13 protein-coding genes are annotated in these 19,392 nt (G+C 69.9%); 9 read left to right on the top strand and 4 right to left on the bottom strand.

The genetic code is table 11. The annotated features are described in order from the left end of the window. Nucleotides 1–108 precede the first annotated feature (108 nt). Together U5771_RS04170 and U5771_RS04165 are read left to right on the top strand one after the other, a co-directional pair. Complete coding sequence (locus U5771_RS04170; protein ID WP_322022798.1) at nt 109–1,152, top strand: CaiB/BaiF CoA-transferase family protein; 1,044 nt, start codon at nt 109–111, stop codon at nt 1,150–1,152. Nucleotides 1,153–1,300: 148 nt separating this feature from the next. Continuing rightward, a complete protein-coding gene (locus U5771_RS04165; protein WP_322022797.1) occupies nt 1,301–2,092 on the top strand; it encodes a hypothetical protein in 792 nt (263 codons plus the stop codon). A 33-nt stretch (nt 2,093–2,125) separates the two neighbouring features. On the opposite strand, the gene U5771_RS04160 is transcribed toward U5771_RS04165, so the two are convergent. Then, nucleotides 2,126–2,569, bottom strand: coding sequence for a PaaI family thioesterase (locus tag U5771_RS04160; protein WP_059467287.1), 444 nt, complete (start codon nt 2,567–2,569; stop codon nt 2,126–2,128). A 273-nt stretch (nt 2,570–2,842) separates the two neighbouring features. Between U5771_RS04160 and U5771_RS04155 the strand changes: the two genes are divergently transcribed. Beyond that, nucleotides 2,843–4,471, top strand: coding sequence for a methyl-accepting chemotaxis protein (locus tag U5771_RS04155; RefSeq protein ID WP_322022796.1), 1,629 nt, complete (start codon nt 2,843–2,845; stop codon nt 4,469–4,471). Here the strand turns inward: U5771_RS04155 and U5771_RS04150 are convergent. After that, nucleotides 4,444–5,553, bottom strand: a complete 1,110-nt coding sequence (locus U5771_RS04150; protein WP_322022795.1) for an AGE family epimerase/isomerase — start codon at nt 5,551–5,553, stop codon at nt 4,444–4,446. The two genes, U5771_RS04155 and U5771_RS04150, sit on opposite strands and share 28 nt — an antisense overlap. Nucleotides 5,554–5,664: 111 nt before the next feature. Here U5771_RS04150 and U5771_RS04145 point away from each other — a divergent pair, with 111 nt between their 5' ends. From U5771_RS04145 to U5771_RS04135, 3 genes are all read left to right on the top strand, one after another. After that, nucleotides 5,665–6,363, top strand: coding sequence for an MgtC/SapB family protein (locus tag U5771_RS04145; protein WP_322022794.1), 699 nt, complete (start codon nt 5,665–5,667; stop codon nt 6,361–6,363). A gap of 104 nt (nt 6,364–6,467) precedes the next feature. After that, the gene (locus tag U5771_RS04140) at nt 6,468–8,027 is read left to right on the top strand and encodes a flagellar hook-length control protein FliK (protein ID WP_322022793.1); all 1,560 of its coding nucleotides are present in this window, start codon (nt 6,468–6,470) and stop codon (nt 8,025–8,027) included. A gap of 175 nt (nt 8,028–8,202) precedes the next feature. Then, nucleotides 8,203–8,358, top strand: a complete 156-nt coding sequence (locus U5771_RS04135) for a hypothetical protein (protein ID WP_006481665.1) — start codon at nt 8,203–8,205, stop codon at nt 8,356–8,358. Between the two features lie 85 nt (nt 8,359–8,443). Here U5771_RS04135 and U5771_RS04130 read toward each other — a convergent pair whose 3' ends face one another. Continuing rightward, nucleotides 8,444–9,649, bottom strand: coding sequence for an MFS transporter (locus U5771_RS04130; RefSeq protein WP_322022792.1), 1,206 nt, complete (start codon nt 9,647–9,649; stop codon nt 8,444–8,446). A gap of 194 nt (nt 9,650–9,843) precedes the next feature. Between U5771_RS04130 and U5771_RS04125 the strand changes: the two genes are divergently transcribed. Continuing rightward, nucleotides 9,844–10,323 carry a GNAT family N-acetyltransferase gene (locus tag U5771_RS04125; RefSeq protein WP_322022791.1) on the top strand — a complete coding sequence of 160 codons (480 nt, stop codon included), beginning with the start codon at nt 9,844–9,846 and terminating at the stop codon, nt 10,321–10,323. A gap of 166 nt (nt 10,324–10,489) precedes the next feature. On the opposite strand, the gene U5771_RS04120 is transcribed toward U5771_RS04125, so the two are convergent. Then, nucleotides 10,490–13,582: a heavy metal translocating P-type ATPase gene (locus tag U5771_RS04120; protein ID WP_322022790.1), complete on the bottom strand. Its 3,093-nt coding sequence runs from the start codon at nt 13,580–13,582 to the stop codon at nt 10,490–10,492. Between the two features lie 382 nt (nt 13,583–13,964). Between U5771_RS04120 and U5771_RS04115 the strand changes: the two genes are divergently transcribed. Together U5771_RS04115 and U5771_RS04110 are read left to right on the top strand one after the other, a co-directional pair. After that, a complete protein-coding gene (locus U5771_RS04115) occupies nt 13,965–15,404 on the top strand; it encodes a DUF1254 domain-containing protein (RefSeq protein ID WP_322022789.1) in 1,440 nt (479 codons plus the stop codon). Between the two features lie 152 nt (nt 15,405–15,556). Continuing rightward, nucleotides 15,557–19,357, top strand: a complete 3,801-nt coding sequence (locus U5771_RS04110) for a DUF748 domain-containing protein (protein WP_322022788.1) — start codon at nt 15,557–15,559, stop codon at nt 19,355–19,357. Nucleotides 19,358–19,392 lie beyond the last annotated feature (35 nt).

The raw sequence follows: 19,392 nt of genomic DNA, 5'->3' as shown, positions 1-19,392 counted from the left end.
CGTCTCGGCGGGCTCGCGCGATGGCGCTGCGGGCGGCGCGCACGTTCGCATAGAATCGGAGCGTTGTTTCGTTTTGCCCCTGTCCGGTTGCATTCCCGCGAGGTCGCCATGTCATTGAACGCGCCGCTTTCCGGCGTCCATATCGTCGAATTCGAAGGCCTCGGCCCGGGCCCGCTCGCGGGCTGGATGCTTGCCGGGATGGGGGCGCGCATCACGCTGATCGCGCGTCCGGCGGGCCGCACCAGCGCACCGGACGCGTTGCAGGGCCGCGACGGCGACCTGTTGCGCGAAGGCAAGACGATCGTCGAACTCGATCTGAAGACGCCGGCCGGCCGCGATGCGGCGCTCGCGCTGATCGCGCAGGCCGACGCGCTGATCGAGGGGTTGCGGCCCGGCGTGATGGAGCGCCTCGGCCTCGGCCCCGACGATTGCGCGCGCGGCAATCCGAAGCTCGTGTATGGACGGATGACGGGCTGGGGCCAGGACGGGCCGCTCGCGACGGCCGCCGGGCACGACCTGAACTACGTCGCGCTGACGGGGCTGCTGTCGCTGTCCGCGCCGCGCGACGGCCGGCCCGGCGTGCCGCCGACCGTCGTCGGCGATGCGGGCGGCGCACTCGGGCTCGCGTTCGGGATCGTCTGCGCGCTGTTCGACGTGCGCGGCGGCGGCCCGGGGCGCGTGGTCGACGGCGCGATCGTCGACATCGTGTCGATGCTCGGCTCGCTCGCGCTGTGGGCGCGCGCGAACGGGCAGCTCGACGGCGCGCAGCCGAGCCTGTTCCACGATGCGCCGTTCTACGACGTGTATCGCTGCGCGGACGGCGAATGCGTGACGATCGGCGCGCTCGAGCCGCCGTTCCATGCGCTGCTGGTCGAGCGGCTCGGGTTGACCGACGTCGATCCGGCGTCGCAGTACGATCGCGCGCGCTGGCCGGCGCTGAAGGCGCGTTTCGCCGAGGTGTTCGCGCAGCAGCCGTCCGCGCACTGGCGCGCGCTGCTCGAAGGCACGGACGCGTGCTTTGCGCCGGTGCTGAGCGTGGCCGACGCGGTGGCGCATCCGCACAATGCGGCGCGCGGGATTTACCGTACCGACGAGAACGGCAATATTCGGGCGCGCGTGGCGCCGCGGTTTCTGCCGTTGCAGCGGGAGTGACGCTCACGCGCATCCCGAAGTCGGCTGTGTGGCGGAGCATGCACTGCCGGCTTGGGGCAACGCGACGGTGCGCGGAGTCAAAGCGGGAGATGGCTTGTGCCGTTGCCGATCGATGAACAGGCGGTGCGCGCGGATGCTACGACTCGGCATGGGTGTCGACGGCCGCGCACGGCAGCACGGTATTTTTGCAGCACGATCCTGCCTACCTGAGAGCAAGCGGGGGAAAAGCAAACCGATGAAATCGGCAGTGATGTTGGCGGCACTCCTGGCTGCCGTCGCCAGCAGCGCCCGTGGCGCGACGATCTACAGCGGCTATGACGCGTTCTATGCGCGCCAGTCGAGTGGGGTGTTCGGTGGCCCGGTCGAGCGCGACGCGAGCGTACTGTATTCCGACCGCGACGGTGACGTGTACGCCGATTTTCACGTCGAGTCGGAGGGCAGGAAAGTCCACGTGGAATTAGCGGGGAACCGCATGGCGATCGGCGGCAGAATCTATCGCTTTTCGAACGCAACGACTTTCTCGGGTGAGTATCCGATCGACATTTACCCCGGCAGCGCCAGCGTGTTCTTTGCTGAACGGACGCGCCATCGTCCGTCCGCGCTCTGCGTGGAAGGGGAAGGCAGCGGATCGGGTGAAGCGGGCCGCCATCGGCAAATTTACCTGCTGATCAATCCATTGGCGGGAAAAAAGGATGCGATGTTTCTCCATTTGCCCCGCCTGCTTTCGTCCTGTCGGGCCGTATTGGCAACAAAAGAGGGCAAGCTCGCCTTTCCGAGGAACAGCTATCTGCTGGATGACGCGCAGGAGTCTCGTATCGGCCTTTTGATGTCGTACTACGCCTTCGACAGGAGACGCTTCGTCCCCGTCCTGACTGACATTCGGCTTCGATTCGCAAGTCCTGACGCGCCGTTTCAGTTTTCGGTCCAGGAGAAGGATTAGGGTGCGCTGAAACAGATCGTCGGCGAACCGGGCTTATGCCGTTTCTTCCGGCGCATCCGGCATCTTGCCGTCGCCGACGCGGTTGATCGTGCCTTGCGCGATCGCGACGAGCCGCTCGTGATCGCCGTCGATGACGAACACGTGACACTGGCAGGTCGCCTGGTGCCGGCCCGCGTAGACGACCTTCGCGCGCGCGACGAGCGTGCCGTTCACGGCCGGCCGCAGGTAGTTGATCTTGTATTCGGCGGTGATGACGCGCGGGCCGAGCACGAGCGCGCCGGCGAACGTCAGCGCGTTGTCGGCGAGATAGCCGATCACGCCGCCGTGCACGAAGCCGTGCTGCTGCCGCAACTCTTCCCGCACGGGCAGGCACAGCGACACTTCGTTGTCGCCGATGTGCATCAGCTCCGTGCCCAGCAGCATGCTGAACGGTTGCGCGCGCAATGCGCCGCGCGCGTGGTCCGTGATGTCCGTCATCGACTTCCCTCGCAATGCGTGTCCGCTTGCGCTGAACTCTAGGAAGGGGGCCGCGGATAAGCAAGGAAATTCGTCCGCAATTCGTGCAATTGCCGGCGCGATGCGACGCGATTATTGCGTCGAACGCGTGAGTCGTCCTCGTTTGCCGGCGATTCGACGGGAATGGTGGGGGGGCTGGCCGGCTGCTTCTGCCCGGCGTGCCTAAAGTCCGGCGAAGAAATGCCGCTAATGCCGGGGCATTGCTCCATCGTCGGCTCTCCAGGAATCTCCCCCATGTTCGGAAAAATCAAGCTCGCGTCGGGTCTGCTCGGCGTGTTGACCGTGTTTTGCCTCTTTCTGTTCGCGATCGAGGCGCTCGGCTTCTGGGCGCTCGCGTCGACGCGCAGCGGCGTCGACGATCTGTCGAACGTCGCGATCGCGCAGGTCGATGCGGCCAGCCAGGCGACCGAGCGCCTGCTCGACGCGCGCGTGAACCTGTCGCGCGCCGGCACGCGGATGGTGCGCGGCGGCCCGAAACCCGACGAGATCATCCGCCACGCCAGCGCTTCGCTCGCCGAAGCGGACAAGGCGTTCGCCGCGCTGACGGCCGCGCGGGCGGTCGACGCAACGAACCGCGCGCGCGTCGCGGCGCTCGCCGAGCGCTATCGCGCGCTGCGCGGCGCGCTGGGCGAACTCGTGCAGTTCCTCGACGCGGACAACATCCAGGCGTTCCTCGACCAGCCGACCCAAGGCTTCCAGGACGCGTATCTCGCCGAACTGCATCGCTTCGTCGACTACGGCGGCGCGTCGAGCCGCGGCGCGCTCGCCACGATCGACAGCGGGATGCAGTGGTTCAAGTGGGTCGGCGTCGTGCTGCTGGTGGCCATGCTCGCGGCGAGCGCCGCCATCTACGCGGCCGCGCGGCGCGCGGTGGTTGCGCCGCTGGACGAAGCCGGCCGCCATTTCGAGCGGATCGCGCAGGGCCGGCTCGACGAAGCCGTGCGGGCGGGCGGCGTGTTCGAGATCGACCGGATGCTGCGCGGCCTCGCCGCGATGCAGGCGAGCATCGCGGACACGGTGCGCACCGTGCGCCACGCGTCCGACGCGATCCACCTCGGCGCGGGCGAGATCGCCGGCGGCAACGCGGACCTGTCCGCGCGCACGGGCACCCAGGCCGCGTCGCTCGAGGAAACCGCCGCGAGCATGGAAGAACTGACCGCGACCGTCCGCCAGAACACCGACAGCGCGCGTGCGGCCAGCGCGCTGGCCGACGCGGCGCTCGACGCGACACGCCACGGCGGCGGCGTGGTCGACAGCGTGATCGACCGGATGCGCGGCATCGCGCAGAGCTCCGGGCGGATCGCGGAGATCATCTCGGTGATCGACGGCATCGCATTCCAGACCAACATCCTCGCGCTGAACGCGGCGGTCGAGGCCGCACGGGCCGGCGAGCAGGGCCGCGGCTTCGCGGTGGTCGCGGGCGAAGTGCGCTCGCTCGCGCAGCGCAGCGCGCAATCGGCGAAGGAGATCAAGGCGCTGATCGAGGAGTCAGTCGCGCAGATCGACGGCGGCTCGGAACTCGTCGAGCGGGCCGGCGACGCGATGCGGACGGTATCGGCGTCGATCACGCGGGTCGTCCAGACGATGGCGGAGATCACGGCCGCGTCGGTCGAGCAGAGCGTCGGCATCGAGCAGGTGAACCAGGCGGTCACGCAGATGGACCAGCTGACGCAGCAGAACGCGGCGCTGGTGGAGGAAGTCGCGGCGGCGGCCGCGTCGCTGAACGACCAGACCGCGCACCTGATGCAGGCGGTATCGGTATTCGAACTGGGCGACGCGCGCGCGGCTCGCGGGGTTCGCGACGAGCGCGCGTCGTCGTCGTTCGCCGACGCCGGTTACGAAACGGCGGGCAGCGCCGCGTAAGCGGTCGCGAGGTGGTAGGGCGTCGTCGACGGCATGTCGGCGCGCGACACCTGCCCGTCGGCCGTCTTGCACTCGAACCAGCCGCGCGGATGCAGGAAGCGCGCGGCGAAGTGCTCGATCTGCCGTGCGAGCGGCGCGGAGGCCGGCGTGCCGCCGTGCGTGGCGAGTGCGCGCAGGTATTCGGTCTGCGCCCAGATCCGCTGCGTGCCGTCGATGCATGCGCCTTGCGCGTCGACCGCCGCGCACACGGCGCCCGTCTGCGGATCGATTCCGTGCTGCTCGGCGAACGCGAACGCGCGCGCGAGTGCATCCGGGAGCCCGGTTTGCGCCAGGCGCGCGCCGGCCGCGTCGACCAGATAGAACCATTCGAACTGATGGCCGGGCTCGAAGCGGTTGTCGGCCGCCCCGAGCGGCAGCTCGGCGACGCAACCGGTCGCCGGATCGACGAAGGTGCGCTCGACGGCCTGCGCGGTGCGCGCGAGCGCATCGTCGAACGCCGCGTCGCCGAACGCATCGGCGGCCGCGAGCCATGCTTCGGTCAGGTGCATCAGCGGGTTCTGCAGCGCGCCGCTGCCCGATGACGAGAAATCGGCGTGACGCGCGGCGTCGAGCAGCGCGTCGCCCGGTTGCGGCGCGAAGCGGTCCTGGATCAGTGCCGCGGTGTCCTCGGCGACCGTGCGCGCCGCGGCGTCGCCCGACGCCGCATGCCAGGCGGCGCACGCGAACACGACGAACGCATGGGTATAGAGGTCCTTGGTCGTGTCGAGCGGCGCGCCTTGCGCGTCGACGCTGTAGAACCAGCCGCCGTGGCGCGGGTCGCGGAAGCGGCTGCACAGCGAATCGAACAGCGTGGCCGCGTGCGCGGTGTTGCCAGCCTGCGCGAACACGAACAGTTGCCGCGCGCATGCCATTGCGCGATAACGGGTGACGGGCAGCGGTGTATGGGTGGCCGGATCGACGGCCTCGAACGGCAGCCGCAGCGTGTGGTCGAACCCTGAACCCTGCCAGATCGGCAAGATGACGTGCGCAAGATGGTCGCGCAATCGGGCGGTCTGGGCGGAAGCGGAATCGGGAACGGACATGGCGGGGTTGAGCGCTGGGATCGAATTGAGTCGGCGCGGCCCGGAGCGGCGCGGCCGGGGCCAAGGATAAACCATTCCGCGCGGCCGTCCTCAAAACAGGAGAGAAATCGGATGCTCGGCAACCTGGAACTCGTGATGCGGCTGGTTCTCGCGGCGGCGCTCGGCAGTGTCATCGGCATCGAGCGCGAGCGCCTTTCCTGGGCGGCCGGCCTGCGCACGCACATGCTGGTCTGTGTCGGCTCGACGCTCATCATGATCGTGTCGGCGTTCGGTTTCGCCGATGTGCTGGGCAGCAGCGAACACATCGTGCTCGATCCGTCGCGGATGGCCGCGCAGGTGGTGTCGGGCATCGGCTTCCTCGGCGCGGGCTCGATCCTGCTGCGCGGCGAGATCGTGCGCGGGCTGACGACGGCCGCGAGCCTGTGGTCGGTCGCCGCGATCGGCCTCGCGGTGGGCGGCGGCCTGTACGTCGCGGCGATTTCCGCGACGATCATCATCCTGATCATCCTGGCCGGCATCAAGCCGCTCGAGCGGCGCTACTTCACGGTGCGGCAGCGGCGCCAGCTCGCGCTGACGGTGGTGAGCGGCGCGCTGACGTTCGATTCGCTGCACGCGGCGCTCGGCCCCGACAGCGCGCGCGTGAAGCAATTCATCGTGCAGCGCGCCGACGACACGGGCGAGCACGACGAAGTGCGCATCGCGCTCGGGCGCGTGTCGGATCTCGAATATCGTGCGATCTGCGACAAGCTGCGCGCGCTGTCGGGCGTGACGCGATTCGAGGAAGGCAGCGGGTTGTCGGGCGACGAATAGACGGCATCCGATCGGCCGGATCGGCGATCGGTCATGCGACAATGGCCGGGCACTGATTCCGTTCGACTTCCGGTTCCGCGTTCGCGGGCCTGTCATCCGACTCCATGACCGAATCCGTTTCCCTGCCTCGCTCCCGTTCCCGCTCCGACCGCTCGTCGGCCCGTTCGCGTCCGCGCTCTGTCGCGGCCGCGGCAGACACCGCCGCCAGGGCGACCGCGCGGTCCGGTGGCGCGGCGGGCAGCGATGCGCCTCGGGACGAGCGCACGCTCGACCTGTTCGGCGATCCGGTGCTCGAGCCGGCTGCGCGTGCGCCGCTCGTCTCGCGCGCTGACGCGGTGGCGGACGCCGCGGCGGTGGCTGCCGTCCCGGATGGCGAGGACGCCGGCCGGCAGGCGACGCTGGATGGATTCGGCACGCCGGGCGGTGCCGCCGGTGCGGTGGAGCCGGCTTCCGACGTCGCGACGACGACGGAGTCTGCATCGGCGCGTGGAAACGGCGAGGTGGTCGATGCCGGTGCCGTGCCCGCGTCTGCTGCCGACGCAACGAAGCGCGGCGAGGCGCGGTTGTCCGAAGGTGTCGCCGCGATCGCAGCCGATGAGCCGGCCACCGACGGCGGCCCGGTGAAGGCCGGCAGCGTGGCGGAAGCGGGCGACGCGGCAGGGACGAACGCCGCCCGTTCGACGGCGAATGCCGGGGCGGTGGGCGGTGCGGCCGAAGCGGTTATCGGCGACCGTCCCGTGACAGCAGGCGGCGAGGCCGAATGCGCCGCCGAGCCGGTCACACACGATGAGGCAGTGCGGACGCCCGGCGAGACCACGAAGGGACGTCGCGCATCCTCCGGCGGCAAGCGACGTGCGGCTGCCGGCGCGCGCGACGCGACAGCGGCGCGCGGTGCGCCGGAGGCGCCGGAAGCGGCGGAGGCGCCGGAAGCGGCGGAGGCGCCGGAAGCGGCGGAGGCGCCGGAAGCGCCGGAAGCGCCGGAAGCGGCGGAAGCGGCGGAAGCGGCGGAAGCGGCGGAAGCGGCGGAAGCGGCGGCTGTCCGCGCCGAGTCGGAAGCGGCTCGGGCGCAGCACACTGCGCCATCCGCTGAACCGCAGGCGACCGCCGAACCGGCCGAGCCCGCGGTGGCCCCAGCGGCCCCAGTGACCGCGAGTACCCGTGATGCCGCGCGAGCCGCCGCCTCGCCGGCCGCGCCGGCCTCGCCGGTCGTGCAGCCGGTGGCGTCCGCGGCGTCGTTCGTGACGAAGCCGTCGGCGGATCGTGCGCAACCGGCCGCGCCGAGCGCGCCGGCCTTCGATCCGGACACGCATCTGCGCCCGCTGTCGGATCGGTTGGCCACGCTGCAGGCCGAGACGGCCGGCATCAAGCAGGCGGCCGATCGCGAGATGCGTCGCGTCAACCGGCTGTTGCTGGCGCTGGCGATCGTTGTGTTCGCGGGGCTTGTCGCACTGGTGCTGCAAACGCGGCAGATCGCGCACCTGAAGCAGGAACTGGACGCCCGGCAACAGCGGATCGACCGGCTGGCTGCCGATCTGTCGACGCAGCAGGCAACGTTGATGACGCTCGCGGAACACCACGAAGCGATGCTGTCGCAGGTCGACCGGCTGCAGCGCAACGCGAACCGCGAGGCGGCGGCCGCGAAACGCGCGCGTCGAACGCACTAAATAACCTGACCCTACCTGCAAACCCCGGCCTGACAACGCGCCTCGTGGTGGGGCGTCTGCCGGCGGTGGTGCGGGTGCGGCAAACTGATGCGGTGCGCTGGCAGAGTTCAGGGAAAACCCTTAGAATGGAGTCCATCTAAGGGAAAACCCTAGCGCCATCTGTCAGGAGTCTCACATGAGCTTCATTCTTGCCCTGCTGCAAAAGATCGACGACCTGTTCGTCTCCCCGCACCTGCCGCTCGACGCGGAATATTCGTACGCTGCGCGTCGCGCCGAAGCCGAGCGCGTGCGTCGTGCGCACCTCGTGCCGATCGTCCTGTACCGTCGCTGATTCGCTGATTCGCTGATTCGCTGATTCGCTGATTCGCTGATTCGCTGATTCGCCCATCGGGCGCGGCCGGATCGATTGCGCGGCGTCAGGCATCCAGTCCCTTCTGTACGTACCACGACAGCGGTAGCGTGAGCAGCAGAATCGAAGCGAGCGCAAGCAGTGCCGCGGGCACGCCCGCAATGTCGCCCATGCGACCGAACAGAACCGGTGACAGCGCGCCGGCGCCGATGGTGCCGGTATAGAACAACGCAAACGCCTGCTCGCGTTTTCCTTCGCCGGCCAGTTCGGGCACGGCGCCGTACAGCACCGACGATGTTCCGTTGAGTGCGAGTCCGAGCAACGGCAGCGCCGTCATCATCGCGAACAGCGGTGCAAACACGGCGAGCACGATCAGCAGCGACGTCGCGGATTCGGTGAGCCACACCGTCTTCATCATGCCGATGCGCACGCCCAGATAGCCGCAGAGCAGCTTGCCGAACGCGCCGCCCACGAACAGCAGCGCCAGCGCGAGACCGATACCGGCGGTGCCGGCCCCCTTGCTTTTCAGCAGGAACGGCAAGAACGTCAGAAAGCCCATCCGCACCGCGCTGTCCACGGTTCCGGTTGCGAGCAACGCGCGCAAGCCCCAGGTCGACCCGTGCGCGGCGGCGGCCTTCGGCGCTTTGCCGCGCGGCCCGGCAGCCACGTGCCGCGACGGAATCAGCCACGCCATCAGGCCGGCCGAAGCCAGACCGATCAATCCGATCAGCGTGGTGCCCGTGCGCCACGTCACGACGGTCAGCAGAAGACCGATCGCGCCGGGTATCAGCGTCTTGCCGATATCGCCGGCGAAATTGTATTGGGAGAGCGCCTCCTTCACGCCGCTGCCTGCGTCATAGGCATCGCTGACCATCGAAGAGGCCAGCGGATGTTGCGTGCTCGCGCCCAGTCCCGCCAGCACCAGCGCGACCATCAGCGTCGCCAGTCCGCCGGCCTGGCCGGCGATCAGGTAAGCGGCGCCGGCGAGGGCCGTGCCGGCCACCAGCATGCGCGCTCGCCCCCAGCGCCTTGCCGCGCGGCTCGCGAACAGCTGGAAGCCCGCCATCACCCCGGAATAGGCGCCGCGCAGCAGGCCGATTTGCGCGAAGTTGATCGCGAACTGCGCCTGCCAGATCGGCAGCAGCACATAGATGACGTCCGTCAGGCCGTCATGCACCGCGTGTGCGCCACAGGCGGCCCACAGCGTGCGGCGGCGGGTCGCGTCGCGGGTGTGCGTGTCCGCGACGGAGATGTCGCCTTTCAGATCGCTCATCGTTATTGTTCTGCGGAATACCCGGAGCCGGCCATTTAATCAGAATGCGGCGGGGACGCATAGGGAATCGACGCCGCGCGGCCGGCGATCTCCCGGTCCGGTCGCCAGCGCAGCGACCTTCGCGATCGGCATCGCGCGCCGGTGCGACCGTCCCGCTACACTGGAAGTCCGACTTCCCTCGCGACACCCGGGCCATGCTGCAGATGCGGCCGATGACGGCCGGCGAATTCCACGCATACCGCGCGCGCGCCATCGACGGCTACGCGCGCGATCTCGTGTCATCCGGGCAGAACGCGATCGACGACGCAGCGGGCCGCGCCCGCGCCTGCTTCGACACGCTGCTGCCCGACGGCCTGCTCACCGCCGGCCAGACCCTCGTCCAGCTGATCGACGCCGCCAGCGGCGACACGGTCGGCGACCTCTGGTACGCGATCGTGCCCGAAGGGCCGAACCGGACGCTGTTCATCTACGACCTCGACATCGTCCCGACCCGGCGCCGCCAGGGCTGGGCCACGCGCGCGCTCGATGCACTCGAGGCCGAGGCCCGCCGTCATGGCGTCACCGAGATCGGGCTGTCGGTGTTCAATCACAATACGGCTGCCCGTGCGCTGTATCGGGCATGCGGCTTCGTGCCGATCACGACGACGCTGATCAAGCCGGTCGTCTCGGGCTGAGGCCGTTGTGTGTGTCGGTGACGCGCGTGGCGGTGTTCCCGGCCTTCTTCCGGTTGTCGGTCCCGACGCCGCACATGCGATTTGCGCCCCACAGGCCGGCAAGCCACGCTCCATCCGACGAGCGCCGGACGCCCATCGGACGGTCCGGCGCTCGTCGCGGCCCGCATCACCGCGCCCGCCCCTTCCATCTCCGTAACAGCAACGCGTTCGTCACGACGCTGACGCTGGAGAACGCCATCGCCGCTCCCGCGATCACCGGATTCAGCCAGCCGAGCGCCGCGAGCGGCACGCCGATCAGGTTGTAGACGAACGCCCAGAACAGGTTCTGCTGGATCTTCCGGTACGTCCGCTTCGAGATGTCGATCGCATCGGCGACGAGCGCCGGGTCGCCGCGCATCAGCGTGATGCCGGCCGTATGCATCGCGACGTCGGTGCCGGTCGCCATCGCGATGCCGACGTCGGCCGCGGCGAGCGCGGGCGCGTCGTTGATCCCGTCGCCGACCATCGCGACGATCCCGCCGTGCGTGCGTTTCAGTTCGGCCACCACGCGTGCCTTGTCGTCGGGCAGCACCTGCGCATGCACTTCGCCGATCCCGAGCGACGCCGCGACGGCCGCCGCGCTGCCGCGGTTGTCGCCCGTCACGAGCACGCTCGCGACGCCGCGTGCCGACAGGGCCGCGACCGCGTCGCGCGCACCGGGTTTCACGGTGTCGCCGAACGCGAGCAGCGCGAGCAACGCGCGCGGTGCATCGGCGCGCATCAGCCACGAAATCGTGTTGCCTCCGCGCTCGAGTTCCGCGGCACGCGCGTCGAGTTCGGGCGGCACGACGATGCCGAGTTCATCGCGCCAGCGGGTGCTGCCGAGTGCGAGAAGCTGCCCGTCGACGCGCGCTTCGACGCCGCGTCCGGCCACCGCGCGCGCATCGGCCGCGACGACCTCGGCCGACCCCGCGGCGCCGCCGCGGGCCACGACGTCCGCATCGTGCGCGGCGACCACGGCGCGCGCGAGCGGGTGATCGCTTTGCCGCTGGACCGCGGCCGCGAGCGCGAGCGCTTGCTCACGTGGGATGCCGACCGCGTCGAACGCCGTCACGGACGGCTTGCCTTCGGTCAGCGTACCGGTCTTGTCGAACGCGATCACGGTGGCGCGCTGCGCGAGTTCGAGCGCCTGCGCGTCCTTGATCAGCACGCCGTGGCGGGCCGCGACGCCGGTGCCGGCCATGATCGCGGCGGGCGTCGCGAGGCCGAGCGCGCACGGGCACGCGATGACGAGCACTGCGACCGCGTTGAGGATCGCCGTTTCGGTGCCGGCGCCGGCGATCAGCCAGCCGATCAGCGTCAGTACGGCGATGCCGAGGATCGCCGGCACGAACACTTCGCTGACGCGATCGACGAGCCGCTGGATCGGCGCCTTTTCCGCCTGCGCGGATTCGACGAGGCGGATGATGCGGGCAAGGGTCGTTTCCGCGCCGATCGCGGTGGTTTCGACGACGAGCGCGCCTTCGCCGTTGATCGACCCGGCCGTGACCGGATCGCCGTCGTCCTTCGGCACCGGCAGGCTTTCGCCGGTAATCAGCGATTCGTCGATGTGCGAGCGGCCCGACACGATCCGGCCGTCGACGGGCACGCGCTCGCCGGGACGGATACTGACGGTCGTGCCGACGCGCACCTGCGCCAGCGGCACGTCGCGTTCGACGCCGTGCTCGACGACGCGTGCACGGTCCGGACGCAGCGCGTTCAGCGCGCGGATCGCCTCGGTCGTCTGGCGTTTGGCGCGCGCTTCGAGCCATTTGCCGAAGCGCACCAGCGTGACGATGACGGCCGATGCCTCGAAATACAGGTGGCCCGGGTGGGCGGGGTCGCGCAGCAGCATCCACAGGCTCAGGCCGAACGCGGCCGACGTGCCGAGCGCGACGAGCAGGTCCATGTTGCCGGTGCGTGCCTTCACCGCATGCCAGGCGGCGCGGTAGAAGCGCGCGCCGAAGCCGAACTGGACGATCGACGCGAGCACGAGCTGCAGCCAGCCGTTCAGCATCGCGTCGATGCCGAACGGCGCGACGAGCATCGGCACGACGAGCGGTGCGCTCAGCACGGCCGAGCCGATCACCAGATTGCGTTCGCGAATCGCTTCGCGGCGCTTGCGGTCGTCGGGGGCTTGCGCGGGGGCGCCGGCGCGGGCTTCGGCGTGGGTCGCGGCATCCGCGTCCGGCGCGGCGGCGAGCGACGCCCGGTAGCCGGCCGTCGTGACCGCCGCGATCAGCGTGGCGGCGTCGAGCGCGCCGGCGCCATGCACCGATGCGCGTTCGGTCGCGAGATTGACCGACGCACGCGTGACGCCCGGCACCGCGGCCAGCGCCTTTTCGACGCGGCCGGCGCAGGATGCGCACGTCATGCCGCCGATGTCGAATTCGAGATCGCCGGAAGCGGCCGGCGGCGTCGCGGCGACCGGTGTCGCGCCGTAGCCGGCTTGCTGCACGGCTTCGACCAGTTGCGACGCGGAAACGTCCGGCGCCGCGTCGATGGTCGCGCGCTCGGTGGCGAGGTTGACCGACGCACGCGTAACGCCCGGCACCTTCGCCAGTGCCTTTTCGACACGTGACACGCACGACGCGCAGGTCATGCCGTCGATATCGAGTTCGATGCTGGCGGGGGCGGCAGGCATCGTGGCGCCGGCGGCATCGGGTGCCGTCGGCGTCGCGCCATAGCCGGCCTGCCTGACGGCGTCCGCCAGTTGCGACGCGGAAACGTCGGCCGCGGCGTCGATCGTCGCGCGTTCGGTCGCGAGGTTGACGGATGCACGGGTGACGCCCGGCACCTTCGCCAGTGCCTTTTCGACACGTGACACGCACGACGCGCAGGTCATGCCGTCGATATCGAGTTCGATCGTGGCGGTGGTCGCGGGCAGTGCGGTCGGCGCCGTCGCCACCGTTGCAGGCCGGGCTTCCGCGCGCGCCGCGTGCTCGGAGTGCTCGGAGTGCTCGGAGTGCTCGGCGTGCCCGTCCGCACCGGCATCGATTACCGCTTCGCGCACGGCCGCGCGGTAGCCGGCTGCGCCGACCGCGTCGACGAGTTGCGCGGGCTCGACCGTGTCCTGCACGGTCACCGTCGCCGCATGCGCGTCGAGATCGACCGCGGCCTCGACGACGCCCGGCACGGCGGCCAGCGCACGCTGCACGCGGCCCGTGCAGCCGCCGCAATGCATGCCGTCGACGCTCAGTTCGATCGTTTGCACGTCGGCGGAGGCAAGTGGTTCAGTCATGTCGGATTCCCCAAAAGCGCGGTTCGTGCCGCGAATGACCCCAGTATCAACATTCCCATGATGGGAAGGTCAAGGGGGGGCGATGCAATAACAGGATCGTGCCGACGGCCGACCTATTCTCGCCTGTCATGCCGGCCCGCGCAGGCGGCCGGCTGCTCTCGACAGGGGGCCGCATCAACGGAAGTCGTGGCGGGTGGCAGTGCTGCTACCGCCGCGCCCGTTATTCGGCATATTGGGGGATGCCCTTAGGCGCTATGATACCGGCCTGACATCAGCGCCCGTTTGGCGAAGCGGCGACCGGGCAGGCTGGGGTGCCTTGCTTTCGCCGGTCGTGAGTCGAACAAGGCGTTGACTGACAAGAACGATATTCGGCCAGTACTCAATGATTGAAAACCTACGAGAATCAATTTCTCCGCGGCGCGCGGCAGGCGCGTCGCTGGCCCTGGCGGCGCTGCTGGCGGGATGCGCGTCGCAACCGGACGCGATCCAGCGGAAAACCGGCTGGATGCGCGCCGAAGTGGCCGACTCCTATGTATACGCGTATCCGCTCGTGCTGATGGACGTGGCGAAGGAAGCCGCGACGGGCGGCAACGGCGCGCAGCCGGGCCAGGCGCCGCTCAACACGCTGCGTCACGCGCAGGCGCTGCCGCCCGTCGGCGCGCTCAACCCGCCGCTGCCGGGCGTCGACACGCTCGACTCGACCGGCTGGCTCGACGTCGGCGCCGAGCCGGTGATCGTGACGCTGCCGGACACCCGCGGCCGCTACTGGGATGCCCGCGCGCTCGACATGTGGACGAACGTGCTGTGGTCGGGGTCGAGCGTGGCGGCACGTGGCGCTCGCGGCGCCGCGCGATCGCAAACGATTGCCTTCGCCACGAAGGACTGGCAGGGCACGTTGCCGAAGGGCGCATTGCGTGTCGACGTGCCGTCGGCCAACGCGTGGCTCGAAGTGCGGCTGCAGACGAGCGGCGGGCGCGACCTCACGAACGTGAAGAAACTGCAACGGGCGATCCGCGTGGTGCCGCTGTCCGTCTATACGGGCAGCGCGCGCGGCGCGTCGGTCGCGGTCCATGCGGGCAGCGCGCCGTCGGAAGCGGCGAGCGGCGGCACGCCGGCCGAACAGGTGGCCGCGCTCGACCCGAAGGCGTTCTTCACGCGCTTCGCGCAGGCGCTGCAGGACAACCCGGCACCGGCCGACGACGCGCACGCGCAGGAACAGCTGAACGACATCGGCGTGACGGCCGGCTACCCGGTGCCGTGGACGGGCGATCGCCTGAGCGCCGCGACGGCCGGCGTCGCCGAGGCGCGCGCGCGGCTCGCGACGCCGCCGTCGAACCTGCTGAACGCGAACGGCTGGAGCTGGATCGGCGACACGGCCGGCAGGTACGGCCAGGACTACGCGCTGCGCGCGTACGCGGCTTACACGCAGTTCGGCACCGCGACGCGCGACGACGAGACGCTCGCGCTCGTGCGCGTCGACAGCGATGGCCATCCGCTGAACGGCGCGAACCGCTACGTGCTGCACTTCGCGCCGGGCGCGCTGCCGCCGGTGCGCGGGTTCTGGACGCTCACGCCGTACGCGGCGAACGGCGCGCTGCCCGACGTCGGCGCGGCGCGCCGCTCGCTCGGCGACCGCGACCGGCTGCACCGCAACCACGACGGCTCGATCGACGTGGTCGTGTCGGCGTCGCCGGGCGGCGCGCGCGCGGCCAACTGGCTGCCGGCGCCGCGCGCCGATTTCGCGCTCGCGCTGCGGCTGTACGCGCCGAAGCCGCAAGCGAGCGACGGCGCGTGGATGCCGCCCGCCGTCGTCCGGAAATGAACGGATAGGCGCCGCCGCTGTCCGATCCGCGGGCGCGGCGCTCGCGCCCAAACGCCGTTCCGTCACCACCTGAGCCTATACTTTCGGGATAGCGTGCGCGGCCGTGCCGGTTTTCCGGTGCGGCCCGGCACCCAATTCCGAGGCATCCAAGCATGGCAAGCGCAGACAAAGAAACCGTATCCTCGACCCTCCATGCCCTCGGCGGCGTTGCCCGCTCGCGCCGGACCCGCCGTATCGGCCTCGGCGTGCTGATCTTCCTCGTTTTATTCGGACTGCTCGGGTTCTTCGCGGCGCCGCCGCTGATCCGCCACATCGCCGAACAGCAACTGAGCCAGCAGCTCGGCCGGCCGTCCACGATCCAGCGCGTCGCGCTGAACCCGTACACGCTGAACCTCGAAGCCGACGGCGTGCACGTTGGCGAGCGTGGCGGCCAGGGCGACTTCATCGACATCGGCAAGCTCGTCGTGCGGCCGTCGTGGTCGTCGCTGTTCCGCGGCGCGCCGATCGTCAACGAAGTGCGCGTCGACTCGCCGCGCTTTCATATCGTCCGCTACGACGCGCAGCGCTTCAATTTCACCGACCTGATCGAGAAGTTCTCGACGCCGTCCAAACCTGAAAGCAAGCCGACACCTTTCTCGGTGTCGAACATCCAGGTCAACGACGGCCGGATCGACTTCGACGACCGCCTGCTGAACGAAAAGCACGTGGTCGACAACTGGACGCTCGGCATTCCGTTCATCGCGACGCTGCCGTCGAAGACCGACATCTTCGTGCAGCCGAAGCTGCGCGCGCGGTTCGACGGCAGCCCGATCGCGGTCGACGGCAGGACGAAGCCGTTCGCGCAGTCGCGCGAGTCGGAAGTCGCGCTGACGTTCGACCGGCTCGACGTGCCGAAGCTGATTTCGTACGCGCCGGCGAAGCTGCCGGTGATCGTCACGAGCGGCCTGTTGAGCAGCGACCTCAAGCTGAACTTCGTGATGAGCGGCGACACGCCCGCGCTGCGCGTGTCGGGCACCGTCGATCTGAACGACGCGAAGGTGACCGACCGCGCGTCCGCGCCGCTGTTCGCCGCGCGCGGCGTGCACGTCGCGGCCGCCGGCCTCGAGCCGCTGCGCAACGTGCTGCATTTCGACGAGATCCGGCTCGACCAGCCGGTCGTCGACCTGGCGCGCGACAAGCAGGGCGTGCTGAACGTCGAGAAGCTCGCCGGCCAGCCGGGCGCCGCGCCGAAGGCTGACGCGGGCCAGCCGGCCGCGTCGGGCGCCGCAGCCTCGAGCGCCGCCGCTGTTGCCGCCGCGAGCGGCGCCAAGGCCGACGCCGCCGCGAAGGAAGCGCCGCCGCTCGACCTGACGATCCGTCATTTCGCGATCGACGGCGGCACGATCAACGTCGACGACCGCGTGCCGGCGACGCCGACCGCGCTGTCGCTGACGAAGCTTGCCGCGACGCTCGACGGCTTCACGCTGCAGGGCAAGGCTCCCGCGAAGTACACGCTGTCGACGTCGCTGTCGCGCGGCGGCGACGTGAAGGCCGAAGGCGCGTTCAGCCTGGCGGCGAAGCAGGCCGACACGAAGCTGACGGTCGACGCGCTCGCGTTGCCGGCGCTGCAGCCGTATCTCGGCGAGGCGACCCGCGCGCGCGTGCTCGACGGCACGCTCGGCGCGAGCGTCAACGCGAAGGCCGACTGGGGCAAGACGCCGCTCGACGCGCAGGTCGCCGACAGCACGGTGAGCCTGAAGTCGCTGAAGCTCGCGACGCCGGACGCGAAGGCGCCCGCGATCGTGCTGCCCGACGCGAGCGCGAAGATCGCGAAGGTCGACGTCGCCGCGCGCACCGCGGAAATCGCGAGCGTCGACGCGACCGGGCTCGCGCTCGACGTGAAGCGCCTGAAGGACGGCAAGATCGACCTGGCGGCGCTGGCCGAACCCGCGCAGGCGGCGGTGCCCACGCGCACGGTCGCGCACAAGGCCGCGGCGGCCGCGCCGTCGTGGCACTACCGGATCGACGCGCTGAACCTGAAGGAATCGTCCGCGAACTTCACGGACCTGTCGACGCCGCGCCCGGTGAAGCTCGCGATCAAGCCGCTCGACCTGTCGGTGCAGAAGATCAGCGACGACCTGACGAAGCCGCTGCCGGTGCAGCTGAAGGCGACGCTGAACCGCAAGGGCTCGGTGAACGTATCGGGCGACGTGACCGCGCAGCCGCTGAAGCTCGGCCTGAAGATCAACGGCAACCGGCTCGATGCGGCCGCGTTCGAGCCGTACTTCGGCAGCGCGCTGAACGCGACCATCGCGAGCGCGCTGCTCAACGCGCAGGGCAACCTGACGTTCGCGCAGGTGAAGGACACGCCGCGCGCGACCTATCGCGGCGATGTCGCGCTGGTCGACGTGCGGATGCTCGACAAGGCGACGTCCGACCCGTTCGCCGGCTGGCGCTCGCTCGCGCTGTCGAACCTGAAGGTGAACTACGACGAGAAGGGCACCGACGTCGACGCCGCGCGCGTGACGTTCTCGAACTTCTACGGCCGCGTGCTGCTCGATGCGCAGGGGCGGCTGAACCTGAAGGACGTCGTCGCGAAGGAGACGGGCCCCGCGCAGTCGCTGACGCGCGATGCGAGCAAGACCGAACCGGTGCCGCTGTCGCCGGGCATGACGCCGCCGGCCGGCGCGCAGGCCGCATCGGCCGCGGCCGTGCAGCAGGCGTCCGCGCCGGCCGCCGCATCGGCGACGGTCGTCGTGAAGGCCGCGACGCCGCCGCAGAATCCGGTGCGCATGCATTTCGGCCAGCTCGTGCTGCAGAGCGGCCGCGTGACCTACACCGACAACTTCATCAAGCCGAACTATACGGCGAACCTGGTCGCGATCACGGGGACGGTCGGCGCGTTCGGCACGGACTCGACGACGTCCGCGCCGGTCGACGTCGCCGCGAACCTCGCGGGCAACGGGCCGATCTCGATCAAGGGCTCGGTGAATCCGCTGATCGACAAGCCGGCGCTGGACCTCACGGCGACCGCGCACGACATCGAGCTGACCAACCTGACGCCGTATTCGGCGAAGTACGCAGGCTACCCGATCACGAAGGGCAAGCTCAACGTCGACCTGCACTACCAGCTCGCGAACGACCAGCTGCAGGCGAACAACCACATCTTCATCGACCAGCTCACCTTCGGCGATCACGTCGAAAACGACACCGCGACCAAGCTGCCGGTGAAGCTCGCGATCTCGCTGCTGAAGAACACGCGCGGCCAGATCGACGTGAACCTGCCGGTGTCGGGCTCGCTGTCGAATCCGGAGTTCAGCGTCGGCGGGCTGATCTGGCGCGCGGTGCTGAACCTGATCGCGAAGGCCGTCACGTCGCCGTTCACGCTGCTCGCGAATGCGTTCGGCGGCAGCGGCGAGGATCTCGGCTACGTCGAGTTCGCGCCGGGCGCGTACGAACTGGACGACGCGCAGCAGAAGAAGCTCGACACCGTCGTGAAGATGCTGACCGAGAAGCCGTCGATCCGGCTGGACCTGATCGGCCGCGTCGATCCCGCCAAGGACACGCCGGGGCTGCGCGACGCGTACGTCGAACGGCTGGTCCGCCAGCAGAAGCTGAAGGACGTGGTCGGCCAGGGCGAGAGCATCGATCCGATGTCGGTGAAGGTCGAGCCGGCCGAGTACACCAAGTACCTGACGCGTGCGTACAAGGACGCCGACTTCAAGAAGCCGCGCAACCTGATCGGCCTGCAGAAGACGCTGCCCGATGCGGACATGAAGAAGGCGCTCGCCGATCACGCGCCAGCCGACGACAACGCGCTGCGCGCGCTCGCGCAGCAGCGCGCGCAGGCCGTGCGCCAGTACCTCGACGGCAAGATCGATTCGAGCCGCATGTTCGTCGTGGCGCCGAAGCTCGATGCGAAGGGCATCGAGGACAAGGGCGCGACGACGCGCGTCGACTTCGGCCTGCAGTAAGCCTTACGCCAGCATCCGCCGCCGCCGCGCCCGAC

The sequence above is a fragment of the Burkholderia sp. BCC1977 genome (genome assembly GCF_905339595.1).
Taxonomy (GTDB): domain Bacteria; phylum Pseudomonadota; class Gammaproteobacteria; order Burkholderiales; family Burkholderiaceae; genus Burkholderia.
Note: the sequence above shows the minus strand (reverse complement) of the source record. Positions and strands in the feature narration are given on the sequence as shown.